The 17428-nt window shown below is 60.8% G+C and carries 20 protein-coding genes and 1 tRNA gene; 5 read left to right on the forward strand and 16 right to left on the reverse strand.

Translation table 11 applies throughout. From position 1 onward, the window contains the following. Positions 1-4: 4 nt before the first annotated feature. The 3 genes from G3N94_RS22890 (at position 5) to G3N94_RS42555 (ending at position 1888) form a co-directional block, all read left to right on the forward strand. Positions 5-703 carry a DUF4145 domain-containing protein gene (locus G3N94_RS22890; protein ID WP_241022022.1) on the forward strand — a complete coding sequence of 233 codons (699 nt, stop codon included), beginning with the start codon at positions 5-7 and terminating at the stop codon, positions 701-703. A 22-nt stretch (positions 704-725) separates the two neighbouring features. Beyond that, entirely contained in the window at positions 726-905 is a 180-nt protein-coding gene (locus G3N94_RS22895) for a pyocin activator PrtN family protein (protein ID WP_205794840.1), read from the forward strand. Between the two features lie 611 nt (positions 906-1516). Continuing rightward, positions 1517-1888: a helix-turn-helix domain-containing protein gene (locus G3N94_RS42555; protein WP_241022023.1), complete on the forward strand. Its 372-nt coding sequence runs from the start codon at positions 1517-1519 to the stop codon at positions 1886-1888. A gap of 102 nt (positions 1889-1990) precedes the next feature. Here the strand turns inward: G3N94_RS42555 and G3N94_RS22905 are convergent. From G3N94_RS22905 to G3N94_RS22980, 16 genes are all read right to left on the reverse strand, one after another. After that, a tRNA-Met gene (locus tag G3N94_RS22905) sits at positions 1991-2067 on the reverse strand. Between the two features lie 117 nt (positions 2068-2184). After that, positions 2185-2397: a hypothetical protein gene (locus G3N94_RS22910; protein ID WP_205794841.1), complete on the reverse strand. Its 213-nt coding sequence runs from the start codon at positions 2395-2397 to the stop codon at positions 2185-2187. After that, positions 2390-2650 carry a hypothetical protein gene (locus tag G3N94_RS22915; protein ID WP_205794842.1) on the reverse strand — a complete coding sequence of 87 codons (261 nt, stop codon included), beginning with the start codon at positions 2648-2650 and terminating at the stop codon, positions 2390-2392. The genes G3N94_RS22910 and G3N94_RS22915 overlap by 8 nt, the downstream gene beginning before the upstream one ends. Before the next feature lie 346 nt (positions 2651-2996). Next, positions 2997-4538: a hypothetical protein gene (locus G3N94_RS42560; protein ID WP_241022024.1), complete on the reverse strand. Its 1542-nt coding sequence runs from the start codon at positions 4536-4538 to the stop codon at positions 2997-2999. Between the two features lie 47 nt (positions 4539-4585). Next, positions 4586-7534 carry a phage tail tape measure protein gene (locus G3N94_RS22925; protein ID WP_205794843.1) on the reverse strand — a complete coding sequence of 983 codons (2949 nt, stop codon included), beginning with the start codon at positions 7532-7534 and terminating at the stop codon, positions 4586-4588. 28 nt (positions 7535-7562) lie between these two features. Next, the gene (locus G3N94_RS22930) at positions 7563-8768 is read right to left on the reverse strand and encodes a phage portal protein (RefSeq protein WP_205794844.1); all 1206 of its coding nucleotides are present in this window, start codon (positions 8766-8768) and stop codon (positions 7563-7565) included. Beyond that, entirely contained in the window at positions 8768-8962 is a 195-nt protein-coding gene (locus G3N94_RS22935; protein ID WP_205794845.1) for a hypothetical protein, read from the reverse strand. The genes G3N94_RS22930 and G3N94_RS22935 overlap by 1 nt, the downstream gene beginning before the upstream one ends. Before the next feature lie 18 nt (positions 8963-8980). Beyond that, a complete protein-coding gene (locus G3N94_RS22940; RefSeq protein WP_205794846.1) occupies positions 8981-9841 on the reverse strand; it encodes a hypothetical protein in 861 nt (286 codons plus the stop codon). A gap of 27 nt (positions 9842-9868) precedes the next feature. Next, positions 9869-10165 (reverse strand): hypothetical protein, encoded by a 297-nt coding sequence (locus G3N94_RS22945; protein ID WP_205794847.1) that lies wholly within the window; start codon positions 10163-10165, stop codon positions 9869-9871. A gap of 72 nt (positions 10166-10237) precedes the next feature. Beyond that, entirely contained in the window at positions 10238-10666 is a 429-nt protein-coding gene (locus G3N94_RS22950; protein ID WP_205794848.1) for a hypothetical protein, read from the reverse strand. Positions 10667-10707: 41 nt separating this feature from the next. Beyond that, complete coding sequence (locus G3N94_RS22955) at positions 10708-10998, reverse strand: hypothetical protein (protein ID WP_205794849.1); 291 nt, start codon at positions 10996-10998, stop codon at positions 10708-10710. Next, entirely contained in the window at positions 10995-12035 is a 1041-nt protein-coding gene (locus G3N94_RS22960) for a hypothetical protein (RefSeq protein ID WP_205794850.1), read from the reverse strand. The genes G3N94_RS22955 and G3N94_RS22960 overlap by 4 nt, the downstream gene beginning before the upstream one ends. A 50-nt stretch (positions 12036-12085) precedes the next feature. After that, complete coding sequence (locus G3N94_RS22965; protein ID WP_205794851.1) at positions 12086-12349, reverse strand: transcriptional coactivator p15/PC4 family protein; 264 nt, start codon at positions 12347-12349, stop codon at positions 12086-12088. 3 nt (positions 12350-12352) lie between these two features. Beyond that, entirely contained in the window at positions 12353-12604 is a 252-nt protein-coding gene (locus tag G3N94_RS22970; RefSeq protein WP_205794852.1) for an AlpA family phage regulatory protein, read from the reverse strand. 347 nt (positions 12605-12951) lie between these two features. Next, the gene (locus G3N94_RS22975; RefSeq protein WP_205794853.1) at positions 12952-13590 is read right to left on the reverse strand and encodes a hypothetical protein; all 639 of its coding nucleotides are present in this window, start codon (positions 13588-13590) and stop codon (positions 12952-12954) included. A gap of 362 nt (positions 13591-13952) precedes the next feature. Beyond that, positions 13953-15188 carry a site-specific integrase gene (locus tag G3N94_RS22980; protein WP_205794854.1) on the reverse strand — a complete coding sequence of 412 codons (1236 nt, stop codon included), beginning with the start codon at positions 15186-15188 and terminating at the stop codon, positions 13953-13955. A 338-nt stretch (positions 15189-15526) separates the two neighbouring features. Here G3N94_RS22980 and G3N94_RS22985 point away from each other — a divergent pair, with 338 nt between their 5' ends. After that, positions 15527-15862, forward strand: coding sequence for a 50S ribosome-binding protein YggL (locus G3N94_RS22985; RefSeq protein ID WP_205794855.1), 336 nt, complete (start codon positions 15527-15529; stop codon positions 15860-15862). Positions 15863-16380: 518 nt separating this feature from the next. After that, on the forward strand, positions 16381-17428 hold a 1048-nt coding region (locus tag G3N94_RS22990; RefSeq protein WP_205794856.1), incomplete at its 3' end, for a collagen-like triple helix repeat-containing protein.

Below are 17428 nucleotides of genomic sequence, written 5' to 3' on the forward strand. Positions count from 1 at the left end.
GACTATGGAATGTCCACATTGCAGCAAGGGGATACACGAGGCCTTTCGAGAGACCAAGCTAAATGCTCAGCATGAATGGTCCGCCATCGGGAAACAATTCTGGTCTGCCGGCCACATGGCGTGTCCCGCTTGCGGCAAAGCAATAATCGTGCTGCGCGCCGAATTCAAGCCTGGCACTAAATACTTGTACGCAGACGATGTCGAGCCATTCCTCGTCTACCCCAAAAGTACCGGACGGCAGCCAGCGCCAGATGAAGTTCCCGATCAAATTGCCGAGGATTATCACGAAGCTTGCGCGGTGCTCGCGAGCAGCCCAAAGGCATCTGCGGCGCTGAGCCGTCGGTGTCTTCAGGCCCTGCTTAGAGACAATGGCTTTGAGCAACGGGATCTCGCGCCGGCCATCGAGGCGGCATTAGCATCCAATCAGCTGCCCAGCGCGATCTCGGAGAATCTAGACGCGGTACGCGTAATCGGGAACTTCGCCGCCCACCCGATGAAGGACACCAGCAGCGGAGAGATCCTGCCTGTCGAACCACACGAGGCGGAATGGAACCTCGATGTACTCGAGCAACTGTTCGATTTTTACTATGTACAGCCCGCGCGGGCGCAAGCACGCCGAGCAGAGCTCGACGCAAAATTGGTTGCGGCCGGAAAGCCACCACTGAAAATCGCGCGCAACACTAACGGGAAACCTCCGGGCTAAGCGCCCTACCCGAACGATGGCCATGAATACCGTCTTACTGCTGATGGCAAAGTACTCCGCCGCCGCAGTCGTGCCGATTGACCTAGTCTACCGCGACTATCTCTCACACCTGAAACTCGATCATCTCGTGCGCAAGGTTAAGCCCCCCCCCCGGGGAGCGCCGATAGCCGCGTATGGTTCCTCGACGATCGCGTTGCCATGATACGGACATAGGCCGATTATTCCGATGACGGTTGCGGCCAAGTGATCGGCTAACCTCTCCGCCTTTGATTGCCGCATTGTCGCCTGCGGAAGCGGTGTCAGCTAAAGACCTATATTGGACGCTGGGTTCACGGGATGCGCGCACAGACCCACCAATCAATATTTCCACGCCCCCGTAAAATTGCCATTATAAATCTGGGACTTTTAACATTCGATTTCTAATCAAACCCGTCCAGCTACGATCAGTGCATCAATGACCATTAGCTAGGCGAGGGATGCTATGCGGGAAATTAAAAAGGATGCGAGGCGTTTACTGGAAAAATTTGTGAGCGGACGAAAGTCGCTTGCCGCGGCTGCAAACATAGCTTCAATCCTGAGGACAATCGTATACCTGCATGTGCTCTGGCATCATCCATGTATATGCATACACCTTCCAAAAATTCTAGTCGGCCTCAAGTTTCTCGTCGCCCTGCCCCTTTCAGTCATAATGTCCATCCGGAATCACTTGGAATAGCGGCATCCTGCTGGCAAAATTAGGCGGCATCAGTAAAAATTCGCATAACTGACTTATTTGTCAAAAATCACTGATTTTGTGTGCTTTCGCGTGAATTTATGACTTATCAGTCAATCGTCGATACGACTAGAGGGCGGCACGTGAAATCAGATCGGGATCTTGCAATCAATTTCGACGAATGGCTGCGCCTAAGACTGGCCGAGCTGAAGCAGGCCGGCCAAGGACCAAAAGTGGGGGCCGAATACCAAGGAATTGATGAGGCGGATGCGTTACGAATCGCAATGCGTGCGGTACGACTTTATGCTGAGTCGCATCCTAGGCCGCTGCAGGTAACACAGAAGCAGGCGGCAGAGATGCTTGGCTTGAGCCGAATGACGGTATGCAAGATGGTAAGGACCGGTCAATTGCGACTGAACAAGTGTGGCATGGTACCAATAGAACAGGTCGACCGCGCGCTCGCTGGAGATTGACCGTGGCGTGCATGCCGCGCGCCGCTACATACAGCCTGCTTTATACGATGCGGCCGGTCCAATGCAAAAGCCCGCTTGCTTTCGCTAAGCGGGCTTCTATGTTGGTTGCGGGGATAGGATTTGAACCTATGACCTTCGGGTTATGAGCCCGACGAGCTGCCAGACTGCTCCACCCCGCGGCGCAGATTGTAATCGCAACGCGGCACTGCGTCAAAGTGTGTCTGCGATCGTTACCAATCTTCATCATCGGGATTCTATTTTTCGCGATTGCTGACGACGAGATGCGGCGGGGGCGCTCAGCGCAATTTTTCGCGCATCCTCTCGACGAAGTGCGCGCCCCCATACCACTCTTGCGACTCAGGATCGAGTTCCTCGAATAGCGCAATCGCAAGCTCGATTTCCTCCTGAGTCGGATCGCTGTTATACCCAGCGAAGATCGGTTGCGGCATCGGCCGGAATTTCTTCCCGCGCATTTCGGCAGGCAACGGTTTGATTTGAACCTCACGCATCCTTCGCTCCTTTCTTGAATCGCGCCTTCACTGCCTCTGCACGCTTTTCCCAATCATCAGCCTCAGACGACTCCCTGGCGCGCTTTTCGTTCGCTCGCAGCCTGCTCGGCGGGGGGCTCTCCACTGGGGCACGCGTCTTCGGCGCCTGGTACGGCAGCACGATACGCGCCGCCGCAATCCGCAACGGATCGGCCGGCTCATCGCCGCGCACGACGGCTTCCAGGTACGTCAGCGCATTGTCGTAGCGCGTCACCGGACCGTCATGTGCCACCGGCGCAGCACGGTCCTGCACCGTCGCCGGAGCCTTCCTGCCGTTCGCCGAACTTTTCGGCCGGCCCGAACCTATCCGGCTCCCTCCGTGTCCCGCTGCCATTGATTATTTCCTAAGTTGATATAATAAAAATCAAGATGGAAATCAAGATTCGTTCGATTTTCTCTGCCTGCGAGGATGCGCGGTGTCCCGCGGCGCAACATGCAGAGATTTGACCGCCCCTCCCTTGCAAACGAGAATCGTTCTCGTTCATTTGTTTGGCCGATGGCCGCGCTTTGCAAAAACGAGAATCAATCGCATTGACTCTCCGGCCGGCGAATCGCGCGCGTCAGAGCGGCGGCACGCAGGCCACGATGGTTGCCGGGCAGTTGAAGCTGGTGGAGGCGTTGGTCCACGTGAGTTGCGGGCCGCGCACCGGTCCGCCCGTGGAAACTACTTGGTGCGCGTTGTTCTGGTTGAACCCGCTGGATACGGTCGCCGTGTTGTGGTCCGCCGTCCATCCAGAGGAGAACGTCGCCGTCGCGTTATTGTTAGCGTTCTCCTGCGCCGCGATCATCAAGCAGTTACCGCACGGCGCGAAGCCACCAAGGATCTCCGTGGCCGAGCTCGCGACCTTACCGTCAAACCGGCCCCATGCCTTCACCTCGCCCGCGCCGCTGATCTCGTACAGCATCCCCTGCAACGGCTGGTTGACAGGAGCGCTGAACGTGAATGACGTACCGTCACCCGTGATGACCGGGCGCGAGAATACGGCGATACACTGCGCCGAAGTATCGTTCCACTGACCGAGCTGGTTCCATCGAAGGTCGGACGGCGTGATGGTTGTGCCGTAACCGTTGACAATGGCGACGAGCGTATTGCCGACGGTCGGGGTCGAGCTGAGCGTGAGCGTAGTAGTTGTCGGCGTGCCGCCCGTCCAGCCCCCCGTCCATTGAGATTGAACGATGCTAGGCGCCGTGCGGCTGCCTCCGCCGGCCGTGGATGCAATCCACTTCGAAGTCGTGTTATTCCACGTCAGCACCTTGCCATCGATACCGGCGCCTTCCGTGACATTGACGTCAGTCAGGCCGGCAAGCGTTGTCGACCCGCCGGAACCGGCGATGCCCCGGATCGTGAACCAGTTCGTGCCATCGGTGAAGAACTTCACGCCATTGCTCTGCGACAGCGCGAGCGTCCCGTTCGTCACGCCGTCCAGGTTCACGCCCGATGGCACCGTCAGCGTGCACACGCCCGCGCCAATGTTCTCGGCGTGCCCCCACCAACCGCCGGGGAAGTTGCCGCTGGATCCGGTCGGCGTCGGGAGCGCCTGCGATACAGCAGAACTGCTATTCGTGATGAGCGCTTTGCCGCGATCACCAGTGACGAAAGTGTAGGCGGCGGTCTGTATGGCGCCGCCGGCCAACAGGGTGTTGGTGCGAATGTTGCCGGTCGACATGATGGCACCGCCGCCTGACTGGTCGGTCTCGACGCCGCCGGTCGCGCCAACACTGCTCACGGTGCCGGCAAGAAGACCGGCCGGCGCGTAGCTGCGGAGGTCGGTGTAGTTCGAGACGGTGATCGTACCGGTCGTGATCTGATACAACGGGATCTTCCCGGCCGGCACGCCTGTCGTGTTGACAGATACCGCGCCCGTGACGTTGTCCGCATAGACGTAGTTCGTTGTCGACGCCGTGAGCGTGACGGTGCCATTTGCGATGGCGTTGCCGCCGTACTGACCGCCGTAGTAGCCCCACGTCAGGCCGGCAGTAGTCAACGCGTGGCGTCCCCAGATCATGGAAGGGCTGGCCGCGTCGAAGTTGGCGTTGACGACCGCCTCCTTGTTGGCCTGCGTGGGCGAGATCAGATCAAGCAGCGTGCTGTAGTTGGACATTCGTTACCTCTTGGTGGTGGTATCCACAATGGTCATGCGTGGCAGCATCAGCCGTTCCGCGCCGCCGCGATCTGCGCGCGCTCCATGATTGCGCGAGCCTGCTGATCGGCCGTTGCGCGGGTCGTGCCGGGTGGCACCGAGATATCCATGAAGTAGTTGTGCGTGCGGCTTCCTGCTTGGCCGCCGCCATCGCCACCGGTCGTGCGCAGCGCGTGATTAGGAACAATGCCGCCCGACTGCCCGGGAATGAACAGCTCAGGCCCCTTCTCGCCGACAAGATAGGGAGTGCCGCCGTCCACGCCGCCGCCGCCGGCGCGGCCCGGCAGACCGCCGAATAGCCCCATCAACGCAGACATGCCGGAGGTCGAGCTGTCCGCCATTGCGCCGGCCGCGACCGCATCTGCAGATCCTGTCAAGGCGGCATCCGTGAATCCGAACGCGCCGCCAAAGCTCCCGTTACCCAGACTGCCGAGAATGCTGTCCAGCGAGCCGCCAAGTCCACCGAGGCCGCTCGCACCGACGAGCGCGCCGACTGTCATGGTGGCGACGGTTGCAGTCGCCGCATTGATCGTGGCTGCCTGCTGAATCCCTTTCTGAAGGCTGCCGAGGCCAAATGCACTTCCGGCCGTGCCGAACCCCTTCGTGAGCTTCATCAGGTTGTCCAGAGCATCACCAGGAAGCGCGTTCGCCGCGGTCGCGGTTGCCCCGGTATGGGACGCGAACAGCCCTCCAGCCATGGAGCCGCCGATAGACGACATGTTCTCGAAGAGCTTCGACATCAGCCCGCGGGACGCCATTCGATTGAGGTCGGCAAGAATCCCGTCGGCAAGATTCTTGAAATTCAACTTGCCCGTGGTTGCGAGGCTGGCCATGGCGTCCTCCATGCCCTTCAGGGAACGCGTTACCACTTCCTGCGCCTCGGCTGCGGCGTTGTGCGCCGAATCGATGTAGTTCGCGAAAGCGGTCGCGGCGCCGTTCGTCCAGTCCTCCTGCTTTGCCTTCAGCGAAGCGTAATAGTCGTCATAATCCTTCAGCGACTGATCGAGACCGGCTTTGATATCCGCTTGCGCCTGGAGGTATTGCTGCGAGCCGCGCGCGCTCTTCGGCGTCTCCTTCTCGAGCTGCCATTGCAGGCGCTCGTATTCGGCATAGATCGACTTGACGGCCTGCACCTGCGCCATCGCATCCTTGCCCATCCCGAACGCGCCGAGCTCGCGTTGGTGCTGCTCCACTTGGTTGCGCTGATAGTTGCCAATCTGCGCATGGATCTGCGCCGACCGTTCGTCGAGCTTCTGGATGTCCTCCTTCAGCTTGAGCTCGCGCTCGTGAGCGACGTTGATGGCGAATTGCGCCTTGATGCGGTCCTGCGCGGAGAGCAGGCTCTTCTCGTCGACCGTGAGAATCCTGCGCTCCTTGAGGTCAGCGATCTTCTGCAGGAATTCGGCTTGGCGCTTCTCTGCCTCCGTGAGCCTGCCATTCGAATCAAGAGCGGCTCGAGTCGAGGCATCCTGGTCGCGAAGCTGTTGGATGAATCGCGTCGCGGCGTCGTCGTGATAGGCCTTCTCGTGAGGGACACGGGGAGTATGTTCGCCCTTTGAGAAATCGATGTTCCGCTTGTTTCTGGCCCAATCAGGAGGCCCCATCGGCTCCCGGGGCGGAGAATTGATCGCCTTGAGGAAGGATTCGTAGCTGCTCTGAGCATCCCCGATTTCCTTGATGCCCTGCGCGATCGCTCCAGCCCTGCCGATGTTCGAAATCATATTGAGGCCGGCCGCAACTTCGCGTGAAGCGGTAACTACCGCATAAAGACCGATTGCCGCGCCTTTTGCGATTTGCGCCACACCCGCATAGAAGTCATGCAGGACTGGCCCCATCGTCGCGTTGTCGCTAAACGCGTTCGTGACAGCGAGGATCGTCGGCAGGAGTTCCGTCTTCGCGCTCATGGACATGGCATCCATCTTGGCGCGGGAGAGATTCATTTGCTCCTCGAATGCCTTCATCTGCGCGATGGCTTGATTGCCAATGATCGCGCCTGCATTGCGCGCCTCGATTCCGAGTGCCGCCAGGCCGGCGGCACCGCGATTCAGGACCGGGATCAGATCCTCACCGGACGCCCCAAAAATCTCATTGGCAACGGCGGCTTTGCCAGCGCCATCCGCAGATTGCTGGAAAGCGTCGGCGATTCGCGGCATCAGGTCGGACGGGCTATTCTTCTTCAGGTCATTCAGCGAAATCCCGATGGCGGCAAACGCCGCGGCGGCATTCTTGTTTCCGTGAATCGCCTTGTTCTGCGCCTCACCGAGATCGCCGAGTGACTTGGCGGCCTCTTTGGCGTCAACGCCGGATGCCTTGGCTGAGAACATCCATTGCTGAACAGCATCGGTAGATGCTCCGGTCCGCTTCGAAATCTTGTCGATCTCGTCGCCATATTTCCCCATGGCCTCGGCGGCCTTATAGGTGATGCTAGCGGCCATCGCGACCACCCCGACGACCGCGCCGATCGACAGAACGCTCTTGTTCATGATCATCGACATCGCGTCTGTCCGCTCGCCGAGGACCATCAGCGAGCCGGCGAACCGCTTCCAGTTGCCCTGCGACGCCTCGTGCGCGAGCACGAGCATCTCTCGCCGCGCGCCGGCCGTGGCGAAATTCAGCTTGTGATGCGCGTTTTCCGTTTCGCGGATCCTGGCGATATAGCTCGCCATGGAATCGGTCACGCCGAGCGCTGCGGCCTTCTGTTCGAGCAACTGGCTTCGCGTCTTGCCGGCGGCGTCGGCCATCCGCGCGGTTGATTGCACGAACGAGTTGATCGCACCGGCCGAGGCCTTGCTTCCGTTCACGGCGGCTTCGGCGATTGCATCTTGAGCAGCCCTAGTGCGCCTTGCGGCAGCCTCCTGCGAGGCGAGGAACGATTCAACGCTGCGCTTCGCGCGATCCATCCCAGCTTCATAGCCGGACGCATCTACGGTTACGCGGGTGACGTTTTCGTTGCTCATGAATTCACTCCCTTGACATCGCCGTTGATCATTTCGTGCCCTTGCCGGCACCGTCGACAACGCTCATGTTCAGCGGCATCAGCGGCTTGTCGAGACCGTCGATCGGGTCATAGCCTTCCTCGCCTCGGCCTTCATTGCGGGTCATCACGCCGGCCTGGACGAGCGTGCTGATGCGGGTCGCGCGCGAGGTGCCATCGCCGCGCATCATGGGCTTGTGATCGAACTCCGGATCGAGGTCGGCATCCGGTCCGAGCAAGTTGAAGCACATTGAATATTCCCAGAGCCGCGCCCACGGGAGCATGGTGTCGGTCCAGAATTCAATGGAGAGGTGTTCGATGTTGCTGAAGGTCGCTTTGCTCAGGTCTCCGACCTTGTGCGGTGGTACGCGGAAGATCCGCGCGATCTCTGTCGTCTTGGCCCCGCGCGCCTCGATGAACTGGCTGTCCTTGTTGCTAAGGCCAAGCTCGTGGAACTTCATGCCGCGCTCGAGAACTGCGACCTTGCCGTGGTTCTCGCCGCCCTGCATGTACTGCCAGGAGTCTCGGAACTGCTGCTTGCCTTCCTTGCTGCCGAACGTGCCCGGATACTCAATCCAGCCGCCACCAGGCTTCGCATCGTTGGCAAAGAACCGGGTCGAATAGTCCTGCATCGACAGTCCCTCGCCGAATGCCTCACGCGCCAGGCCGATGAGGCTCAGCCCCATATAGCCATCGTCGCTGAGGCCACGCAGATGCCAGATGTCGTGGCGGCTGAAGTAGACGGTCTGTCCCGACTGGTCGATGTACCGGTAGCGGAAAGATCCGTTGTCCAGCGGCTCAATCGACATGCGGTCAGGATGTAGGGGCAACAGCTCCGTGATTTCGCCGTTGCTGTTCGCGGAGATCTGGTTGAACGCGTTTCCGCGGAGGGCCAGGTGCCCCTGCAACATCATTCGCCATTCATACGGCGTCTGAAAGCGGTTGGGTGCTTTCTCAATCAGCCTGTAGAGCCAATGATTGTGCGCTTTGATGCGGCCGCCGCCGAACGTCGGCTTGTAGAGCTCGAACGGCATGATCGCGAAGGATTCAGCCAGCACACGCACACACGCCAAGACATCGGGCAACGTCAGCGCCGATGCTGGCGTCACGCGTGAGCCGGCCGTCGAGCGGTACCCAAGCGGCGCAAACCAGAAGTTCCCCCAAGGCGATTTATCGGACGTGTCGCCGGCATCGGCGCGAATGCTTGAGATGAACATTAGGCCGCCTCGCTTTGGTTGGCTTTCCGATTCGCCGGGCGCGCCCAGCCAGAAATGTACGCCGCAGCCAGCGTCATGAAGACCATAAGGGCGCCAGCGATGGCGACACCCCATCCCGGATTGACGATCACGCCGCCGGCGAGAACCATGAGCCATCCGAGCAAGAGGCAGACGTTGAAAATTTTGATATTCATGAATCGCCTCTCCAATGCTTATCGGCGACGCCTGCCAACGACCATGTCGCCGACCGTGACCGCGCCGCCGGTGTCCAGCGCATCGATTTCTGCCTTCCGAATCTTGCTGGCGAGCACGTCGGGAGAGAGATCTCCGGCCGTCGCGACACCGTTTTTCCGCAGCACCTCAAGGGCATTTGCGTGAGGAGATTGCAACTCGACCTCACCATCCTTATCGAGCGCGGGCCATCCGATTGAAAATTTCTTGAGTGTCGGCGCGACATCGCCGGTGATTGATGTCAAGCGCCCGCTGATTTCGGTGCGCGTCAATGGCTCAAGAGCCAGACCTTCGACTTGCTTGCGCGCCTTCTTCAGCAGATTCATGGCGGTCACTACCTCGTCTTGGTTCGACATCGTCCTATGGACGAGCTTGCCAAGCCAGTTGTGGCCCTCATGCTGAATCCAGAGCTTGGTGCAATGTCCGACAAGGCTCAGTGCGGTTCCGAGATGGACGAGATATTGATCTAGTCGCGGATCGCGACCGTCGTACAACTCGCGCCTAGCGTCGAATTCATCGCGGTTTTTCAACGATTCCAGATGCCACGTAGCCGCAACCGTTGCCCGATGCGCCTCCTCGGCATCGCGAATCTGCGCGCGAAGCACTTCGATCTTGTTGGCCGCTTCGGTGCATTTCGCGGCAGCAGCCTCGAGGGCCGGGTCGTGTCGCTCACTCAGCGTATCCAATTGCTGCTTGAGCTTGGTCCGCTTCGCGACGTTTTGCTGTTCGGCGGAACTGATCCGGGCCTCGATATCGGGCAACGCGCGGAGTTCCCGCAGTTCCCGCAGCATGCGTTCATCGGTTTTGCTGAAGTCGCCGCGGTCGAGATTGCGTTTAAACATGGATGCTTCTCCAAGGCAGAAGGGATATCACTGAGCCAGGATCCAGCCGCTGACGCCATAGAGTCGACGCGGGCCGGGTTCCGGGGTCATCCAAACGTCGTTTCCCTGGCCGTCGACGCTGTATCGGGCGGGGACGTATCTGCCGATGTTCAAAACGCCGGTGCATTGCTGATGCGGGCAGATAGGGGTGATAACGCCATTGATGACTTGCGTCTCCGTGAGCTGCACCAGCACATTGCTGACGCCGCCGGCCGAGTCGAAGAGGGGGCTTAGCTGCGCGTTGGCGGTGCTCGGCGCATTCCAGGTCACGGGTGTTGCTAGCATGAGGTACTCCAGAAGAATGTGGGTGGCTTCATCTTGCCGCGCCGCCACTCACCGACCAAGCGTTCTGCATGTCTAAGAGATTCCGCGCATCAACTTGCTGTAACGCTTCTTGGCGACACTCAACTTGGGATGCGGATGCGGGATGCCAGACGCAAGCACGGCCTGGTAGACGCTTTCGGCACTATGGTGCGTGCGCCGACGTGCGAGCTCATTGAATGCCCGCCAGAAAGGAGCGAATCTCCTCCCAGATGTCGATCGTTGTGCCCGCGCCGCCGCCTTGACATAGTCGTTTTCCAGCTCGAGCAGCATCGTCCCGAGCTGCTCGACATTCCAGAAGCCGGATTCCGCCCCTTGCAATCTCTCGAGCGCCCATCCGTAAGCGTAGCGATTCAGGCTTGCGGCGAACTTGCCCAGGTCGTCCACGGCGTCGCGCTGCATCTCGATCCGGCGACGAAGCTCTTGCGCGACGGCGTTATCTCGATGCTTAAGCGCCTGCAACATGGTCCGCAGCTCCGAAGAGGTCTCGAATAATCGTGCCTCCTTCATCGGACCGCCCCTTGCAAACATTGCCGCCGGATATCCTGAATGGCCCAATACGCAGCTCGAGCTGCCTCCAGGCGCATCAGGAAGTGGTGGAAGTTCGGGAGGATGTCGCCGACGGGGCCGAGAGCCATTTCGTATAGCGCCCGCGCGGTTTGGGCATCGGGCCAGGACTCGAGATCCGCCAGTTCCTCGACGATGAAGATCAAGCCCCATCGGAAGTGGAGAACGAGATCGCCGGAGAAGAGCTTTCCCCATGCGAGCCGTATCCCGACAGCGCAATCATCCGTCATGCCGGCTGCCTCCCCTCATGCATCCGCGCCAGAATGCGAGCCTTGTATGCCGCCTTGCTTTCGCCTTGGCGGCCTCCGTCCATTCCGAGCGCCTTGGCGGCTGCCTGGAGGCTTTCGAGGTCGTCACCGATCGCGATGCGCTTTGCAGCCCGCTCCGGCGGATTGACCATTTCTTCGATGATCGTGGCGAGATAGTTCGCCGGGATGTGGGCGAGCTTGTACTGCTTTGCCTTGGCGATCGCGAGGGTGAATTGCCCTTCCGTGACGCCCGCGCGCCGCCAGCCGATCAGGAGGTCGTTTGATGCGTCGATCCGCACACCGCGCTCGATGAGCCATTCGACGGAGACCGCCAGCGGGGGAATATCGTCCTCCGGCTCGCGATTTCCACCCGCCATGCCGCTCGCGCCGCCTTCCCCGTGTGCTGAGTCGTCCGGAGCATCAGCAGCCCCGCTATCGCCCGATTCTTGAAGACCGGGGTTCAGGTTTTGGGAATCGGCACGATTCCCCTCAGTCGTCGTCTCGGTTTTTTGCTGGCTGTCCGGGGAGTTATCCACAGCCTCGGCGCCTGCAGCGTTATGACGACGACTGTTAGAACCACACTCCGCTCCATTCGACTCGACTCGACTCGACTCCGGGGGTGTACGCCCGTCGAACGTTCGCTGATCGTTCGATGATTGTTCGCCGAACACTCCGCGATCATTCGCCGAACCGGCACGCGCCGCCGCTTGCTTGCGCCTTCTCGGCGCGCCCGCAGGGATAGTGCCGTCAGGGAGCGGGAATCTGAACGTGGGTTGATCGATCTTCTGGTGATGCCAGCCCGTTACGATCCAGAATCGATCGCCGTCGACTTCGTATTCGTTGACCAGTCGTGCCGCTATCAATTCGTCGATCATTCGGCGAACGTCAGCCGAATCGAGCGTATCGCCCGGGAACACTTCAGCCTTGAGACGGATCGTGCTTGCCGGGTGGACGCCATTGTCGTCGCAGAAATTCCAGAGGCCGATGAATAGCAGTCGCGCCGGAAGCGAAAGCGACATGACCTGTTCGGAAGTCCAGAATTCAGGCTTGATGCTTCGGAACCGGGCCATTAGCGCCCCCCCGACTCGAGTGCGCGCGCCGCCATCGCCAATCCCTGGATAAGCGGCGCAAGGTGGTCGGGGCGAATACAAACGCCCTTGCCGCTCGGCCTAAAAAGACCGTCTGATGCGACGTACCAGACGCGGCAATCGACATATGCGCGCCCTCTGATCTCCGTAATGGATATACGCAAGCGCTCGCGTGCACCGCGCTGAATCTCGGCGATTGGTGGCCGATGGATCGCGCGTTCGTCACCTTGGTGGTTCGGCTCCATGGCTCAGTTCTCCACGGAATTCTTCTCTGCGCCCTGCACGTCATCGACGTGATAGCAGGCCGGATTCTGGAGCCACTCACGCACCTCACGGACGCGGAACGCCGTGATTGACGCCGTAACGCGGACCGGTTGCGGAAATCTCTTTGCCCTGATGAGACGCCAGAACGTCGCGGCGCTGATGCCAACCACGCTCGGAACGAGATCTTTTTGGCGGATCAATGCGCTGTCTGGCAGATCGGAAAACGGATGATGCATTCGCGACTCCCAAAAAAAATGCCCGGCAGCGCATTAAGCGAAGCCGGGCATCGGGCCCCACGCGGTCGGCGGAGGGGGTAGAAATAAAAAAACCCGCCACTCTGGCGGGTTTCGACGTAGTAATCCTACGGTATAGGTTGAGGGCGATTTTTGCGCACCCAACGTGCAATGTCAAGCAAAGTCATAGCGCTCAATGCAGTCGCAACCGGACATTGACCGATCCATGCGGACAGCTAACAGGGCGGAAAACAAAAAAACCCGTCACTCGGACGGGTTCTGGACGCAACATTCCTACGGTATAGGAATGGGCCTATTTTTCGACATCAAATGTCGATTGTCAAGCAAAGTCATGTCGTCACATGCAGGACGCCGCTGCAGGCAGCGCGCGACGCGTTGATCGATAGGTCATTGATCGCGCCGATCTTACGAAGGCGCGCCGCCAGGCGCGACCAAATTGCACGCTCTTCCGATGACAGCGCGTCGGAGACTGCGCGCCGATGACGCGCCGCCGTCGTTCGATGGATGCCGTGCACATCGGCGATCTCGGTATATGTGTCTCGCACGCCAAAGTGCATTGCGATGAGCCGGCGGGTCAAAGCTCGCGGCCGACGACCCAAGCGCGGCTCGAAGGAAACAATAAAGTCGACTGCGCTCCGGTACGCATCAACGAGGCAAGACGAGCGACGACCGTCAGCATCGGGCAGCGGCACAGGAAGCAATGGGCCGCACGCCGCCATCACGAATGCGAGATCCCATCGAGAAAGGTCTCGCAACACCCCCATGATTGCTCCGGCCGGTCCATCGCAATCAGCGGTCCAGATCTCGCCTGCGGGAGCAGCGGTATCCGTCATTGCATCGGCTGACACAAATGCGGCAGCGACGGCCGCCCTTGCGTCAGCGAATGTCTCATCCGGATGTGCATCGCACATGCCGTTGCGTTGATCGTTTGAGGGGATTCTCGAGCTACCATCCAGCGTGTTAGACATGATTGGCCTCTTCGACTTCGATTTCCCCGGGCCCCGTATTTGGTCGGGGTGAGCGGGCGCATGGCAGGGCTGGAAACCGGTAATCTGAGAAACCGGCGCACCCGAAGGTGCCCCCACCAAGGCCCGCCCATTGAAGAGGCGCACGATGGTAGCACGCACAAAAAAACCGCTCTGCGCGGTTCGTGCGCTCAGATAATACGGCTTTCCAGGGCCGGCGCCCGCTGTCTCGGGCACGACTTCACTATAGTCCATCCTGCGTCGTTTACAAGCAGTTTCTCAGGAGTCCGACTTAATTAGCGATTTCATCGTGGCAACACTTGGGCGGCTACCCGCGGACTTTTCCGCCAATGGCGTAAAAGTGATCAAGCAGTTCGCTCAAGAGGCACGACGTTCCACTTCTTCCCAGCCACGCATGTCATCAAAAATTGCGCCCAAAGCTCGAGCGCACGTCGACGCTCGTCGTAATACGTGTATTGGTCATATATGCCCTCGACGCCTTTGAGCTTGTGGTTGAGGCACATTTCGGTGATGTCGCGCGCAATTCCGAGCTTGCGCATATGGCTCTTCATAGTGCTGCGCAGGTCGTGCGGGGTGAAACGCCGAATCTTCGGCTCGTGATTCTCGATCCAGTAGTCGATCGCCTCGCGAATCGCATCCTTAGAGACGTATGTATCGCCCCCGTGTCGCTCAAGGCGATTCCTCAATCGCGCCGGCAGGATGAATTCGGAGTTACCTGCGAGCTGGAGTAGACGACTAAACCATTCAACAACCACGGGCGCCAAAGGGATGTCCATTTCTGGGCCCGTCTTGCTCGCTGGTATATGCCATCGAGCCTCGTTCAAGTGCAAATTCTCGCGCGCTGCCGTGTACAGCTCCGAGATGCGAACGCCAGTTGCGAGCGCCACGCGAATGGCATAGAGGTTCTCATCCCGCATTTTCGCGTTCGTCAGCACATGGAGTTCCTCATCGGTCAGCATCAAACGCTTCTTCACGTCGGGCCGCTTTCCGATGACAGACTCAAGGAGAATGCCGGCACATGGGTTTGCCACGACCATCTTTTTGCCCGCAGCGTGCTTGAAGATTCCCCTCAAAACACACCAAAGGGTGAACGTCTCGACCCATCCAAGCTTGTGCCTCTCGAGCTCGGCGATGATGTCGGCCGGACCGACCGATTGAATGGACATGCCGCCCATGCCGTTCTCGATTCGCGTCAGATTGCGCCCGTAGCTGCGCTGTGTGCTCAATGCAAGGGTGCTCAGCTTCTTCTCGCGATAATCATTGATGAGCTGCCGCACTGTCCAGTCCTTACGTGTCCTGGCTTTGCGGATCTCGTCCGCAGGATCCTTGCCGTCCATGAGAACCACGCGCTTCTTTGCCGCAATGGTGCGCGCTTCCGCAAGCTTCATGTCCGGGTACCGGCCGAGCGTTATTTCTTGGCGGCGGCCTCCGTGCCGATAGCGCAGAACCCATGCAGCGGTCCCAGCGTCCGATAGAGTGAAGGTCAGACCACCGCCATCTGACTTGGCGACCGGGACGCCGGCACGCATCCATTTGCGTAGCTCAACGTCGTTCAGAACATTCGATAGGGACTTTGCCATAAACTCGCACTCCCGAGCAGTGACTCACCTAGCTACCCGTCTAGCTACCCATCGGATGAGAGATCCGATGATGTTCGATGATATGCTACGCGACGGGAAAATTCCTAGATGTTTGTTTTCATGGCAGAAATTTAGATATTGCGAGGTGATATGACACTGCATGACACGGCACCTCGCAGCAGTATGACATCGTGCTGATGTAAAGCGCGACCATCCGGCCGCCGCGAAAGCCCTGCCCGGCGCGGCTTTCGCGCTTCGCGTGCCGCTGCGCGCAATGCGCGCTCCTGCGCCGCGCGCGGCATTTTCCTTTCCACCCTGACACTCACGCATCGAACATCATGAGCAAGCAACACAACCGGCGCCAGCGCAAGAAACTCCACATCGGCGAATTCCAGGAACTGGCCTTCACCGTGTCCGCGCAATTCCGCGGCGAACCGAGCGACCTCGAACGCGGCGAACTGATCGACGCGTTCATCGACTTCGTCGAGGCGAACGGGTTGCTGACCGTCGCGGCCGCGGAAGAAGACATCACCGCGTACGTGATCTCCGGCGCGCCGCGCGGCACGACGACGGAAGCGGATCGCGAAGCCGTACGCGCGTGGCTCGACGCACGGCCGGAGCTCGCACAGGTCGAGCTCGGCGCTTTCACCGACGCCTGGTATCCCGAGGCCTGAGCTTCCCGCCGCATCGACAGCCGCGGCCACGCGCCCGGCTGTCGAGGGCAGGCCGCTGCCGCGCGCACGCGCCCGCAGCCGTGCCTGCCTGCGTCCCCCTCTCCCTTCTCCCGCTGCGCTCCTTCTCCTCCTTCTCATCCTTCTCATCCCCTCTCGCTGCGATCCGCGACCGCGTTGACATCGCATTCCCCGGTCGGACGAATGAATCGGACGCTTACTTCAATTTAACGAAGGTTAAAGGACGTCTCGCGCCCGTTCCCCTACTCTGATTGCGAAGAATCCGATGAATCACGGCGCGATCGGAAAGCAATACGAAAGAATGTCAGCCGTTCGTTTCAAACGCGATCCGGATTCCGACCCAGGCAAACATCACGGCACGACGACAGGCCAGACAGGGAGACAACCGATGACATGCCGCCCCCATCCACACTTCGGCGAGATGTTCGCCAGCGACGCATCGCCGACGGCGATGCCCGCCTGACCCTGCTCCATTGATTCGACACGAGGAAGACACGACCATGCTGAACATCCATTGTCAAGCACTCCGAACGACCCTGATCGCTGCGGGTGTCGCGACCCTGCTCTCGCTGTCCGCCTGCGGCGGCTCCGGCTCGCTGAGCCAGGGCACCGGCGGCTCCGGTTCCGGTTCGGGCAACACGACCGCCACGACGGGCGCCTCCGGCAACGGTTCGGCCAGCGACAGCGGTTCCGGCAGCGCGAGCGGCAGCGGCACCACCACCGGCAGCACGACCGGCAGCACGTCAGGTAGCAGCGGCACGTCCGCCAACGCGGTCGGCCAGACTGCGGCGGCATCGGGCAACATCGTGACGGCCGCGGGCGGCGCGGTCTCCGGCGTCGGTACGACGATCGCCGGCCAGTCGCTGCCGGGTGCGAGCCCCGCGACGACGCAAGGTCTCGGCACCGTCGTGCAGGACGCGGGCGCCGCCGTGACGACGCTCGGCAACGGCATCGGCTCGGGGCTCGGCCAGCTCGGCGCGTCGCCGAACCCGGTCGGCACGACGGTCGCGAGCACGGGCGGCGTGGTCACGAATCTCGGTAACGCGGTCGCCGCAACCGGCGGCGTCGTATCGAGCCTCGGCGGCAGCGGTTCGGCGCTGTCGCCGCTCGCGCCCGTCACTTCGCCGGTCGGCGGCGCGATCACGACGCTCGGCAACACGCTCGCGGGCGGTGGCGCGACGCTCGGCACGCAGTTGTCGACGGGCCCCGTCGCGCAGGTCACGGGTGCCGCGAGCTCGGCGATCACGCCGATCACGTCGACGGTCGGCTCGCTCACGCAGACGGTCGGGGCGGGCACGCCGCTCGGCACGCCGCTGACGAACATCGTCACGACTGTCGGCAACGGCGTCGCGGGCGCCGGCACGACGATCGCGAAGACCGGCAACAACCCGGTCACGACCAGCGTCGGCAACGTCGTGACGGCCACCGGCAACACGGTCGCGACCGCAGGCACCGCACTGCTCGGCGGCGGCGGCGCACCGGGCGCGGCCAATCCGCTCGGGCCGGTGACGGGGCTCGTGTCGACGGCGACCGGCGCGCTCGGCGGCG

The sequence above is a fragment of the Burkholderia sp. Ac-20353 genome (assembly GCF_017104785.1).
Taxonomy (GTDB): Bacteria; Pseudomonadota; Gammaproteobacteria; order Burkholderiales; family Burkholderiaceae; genus Burkholderia.

What these genes read in the sequence shown, in the direction of transcription:
- G3N94_RS22890 (WP_241022022.1), top strand. Translation starts at nt 5, where the DNA reads ATGGAATGTCCACATTGCAGCAAGGGGATACACGAGGCCTTTCGAGAG.
- G3N94_RS22895 (WP_205794840.1), top strand. Translation starts at nt 726, where the DNA reads ATGAATACCGTCTTACTGCTGATGGCAAAGTACTCCGCCGCCGCAGTC.
- G3N94_RS42555 (WP_241022023.1), top strand. Translation starts at nt 1,517, where the DNA reads ATGACTTATCAGTCAATCGTCGATACGACTAGAGGGCGGCACGTGAAA.
- G3N94_RS22910 (WP_205794841.1), bottom strand. Translation starts at nt 2,397, where the DNA reads ATGCGTGAGGTTCAAATCAAACCGTTGCCTGCCGAAATGCGCGGGAAG.
- G3N94_RS42560 (WP_241022024.1), bottom strand. Translation starts at nt 4,538, where the DNA reads ATGTCCAACTACAGCACGCTGCTTGATCTGATCTCGCCCACGCAGGCC.
- G3N94_RS22925 (WP_205794843.1), bottom strand. Translation starts at nt 7,534, where the DNA reads ATGAGCAACGAAAACGTCACCCGCGTAACCGTAGATGCGTCCGGCTAT.
- G3N94_RS22930 (WP_205794844.1), bottom strand. Translation starts at nt 8,768, where the DNA reads ATGTTCATCTCAAGCATTCGCGCCGATGCCGGCGACACGTCCGATAAA.
- G3N94_RS22935 (WP_205794845.1), bottom strand. Translation starts at nt 8,962, where the DNA reads ATGAATATCAAAATTTTCAACGTCTGCCTCTTGCTCGGATGGCTCATG.
- G3N94_RS22940 (WP_205794846.1), bottom strand. Translation starts at nt 9,841, where the DNA reads ATGTTTAAACGCAATCTCGACCGCGGCGACTTCAGCAAAACCGATGAA.
- G3N94_RS22945 (WP_205794847.1), bottom strand. Translation starts at nt 10,165, where the DNA reads ATGCTAGCAACACCCGTGACCTGGAATGCGCCGAGCACCGCCAACGCG.
- G3N94_RS22950 (WP_205794848.1), bottom strand. Translation starts at nt 10,666, where the DNA reads ATGTTGCAGGCGCTTAAGCATCGAGATAACGCCGTCGCGCAAGAGCTT.
- G3N94_RS22955 (WP_205794849.1), bottom strand. Translation starts at nt 10,998, where the DNA reads ATGACGGATGATTGCGCTGTCGGGATACGGCTCGCATGGGGAAAGCTC.
- G3N94_RS22960 (WP_205794850.1), bottom strand. Translation starts at nt 12,035, where the DNA reads ATGTCGCTTTCGCTTCCGGCGCGACTGCTATTCATCGGCCTCTGGAAT.
- G3N94_RS22965 (WP_205794851.1), bottom strand. Translation starts at nt 12,349, where the DNA reads ATGGAGCCGAACCACCAAGGTGACGAACGCGCGATCCATCGGCCACCA.
- G3N94_RS22970 (WP_205794852.1), bottom strand. Translation starts at nt 12,604, where the DNA reads ATGCATCATCCGTTTTCCGATCTGCCAGACAGCGCATTGATCCGCCAA.
- G3N94_RS22975 (WP_205794853.1), bottom strand. Translation starts at nt 13,590, where the DNA reads ATGTCTAACACGCTGGATGGTAGCTCGAGAATCCCCTCAAACGATCAA.
- G3N94_RS22980 (WP_205794854.1), bottom strand. Translation starts at nt 15,188, where the DNA reads ATGGCAAAGTCCCTATCGAATGTTCTGAACGACGTTGAGCTACGCAAA.
- G3N94_RS22985 (WP_205794855.1), top strand. Translation starts at nt 15,527, where the DNA reads ATGAGCAAGCAACACAACCGGCGCCAGCGCAAGAAACTCCACATCGGC.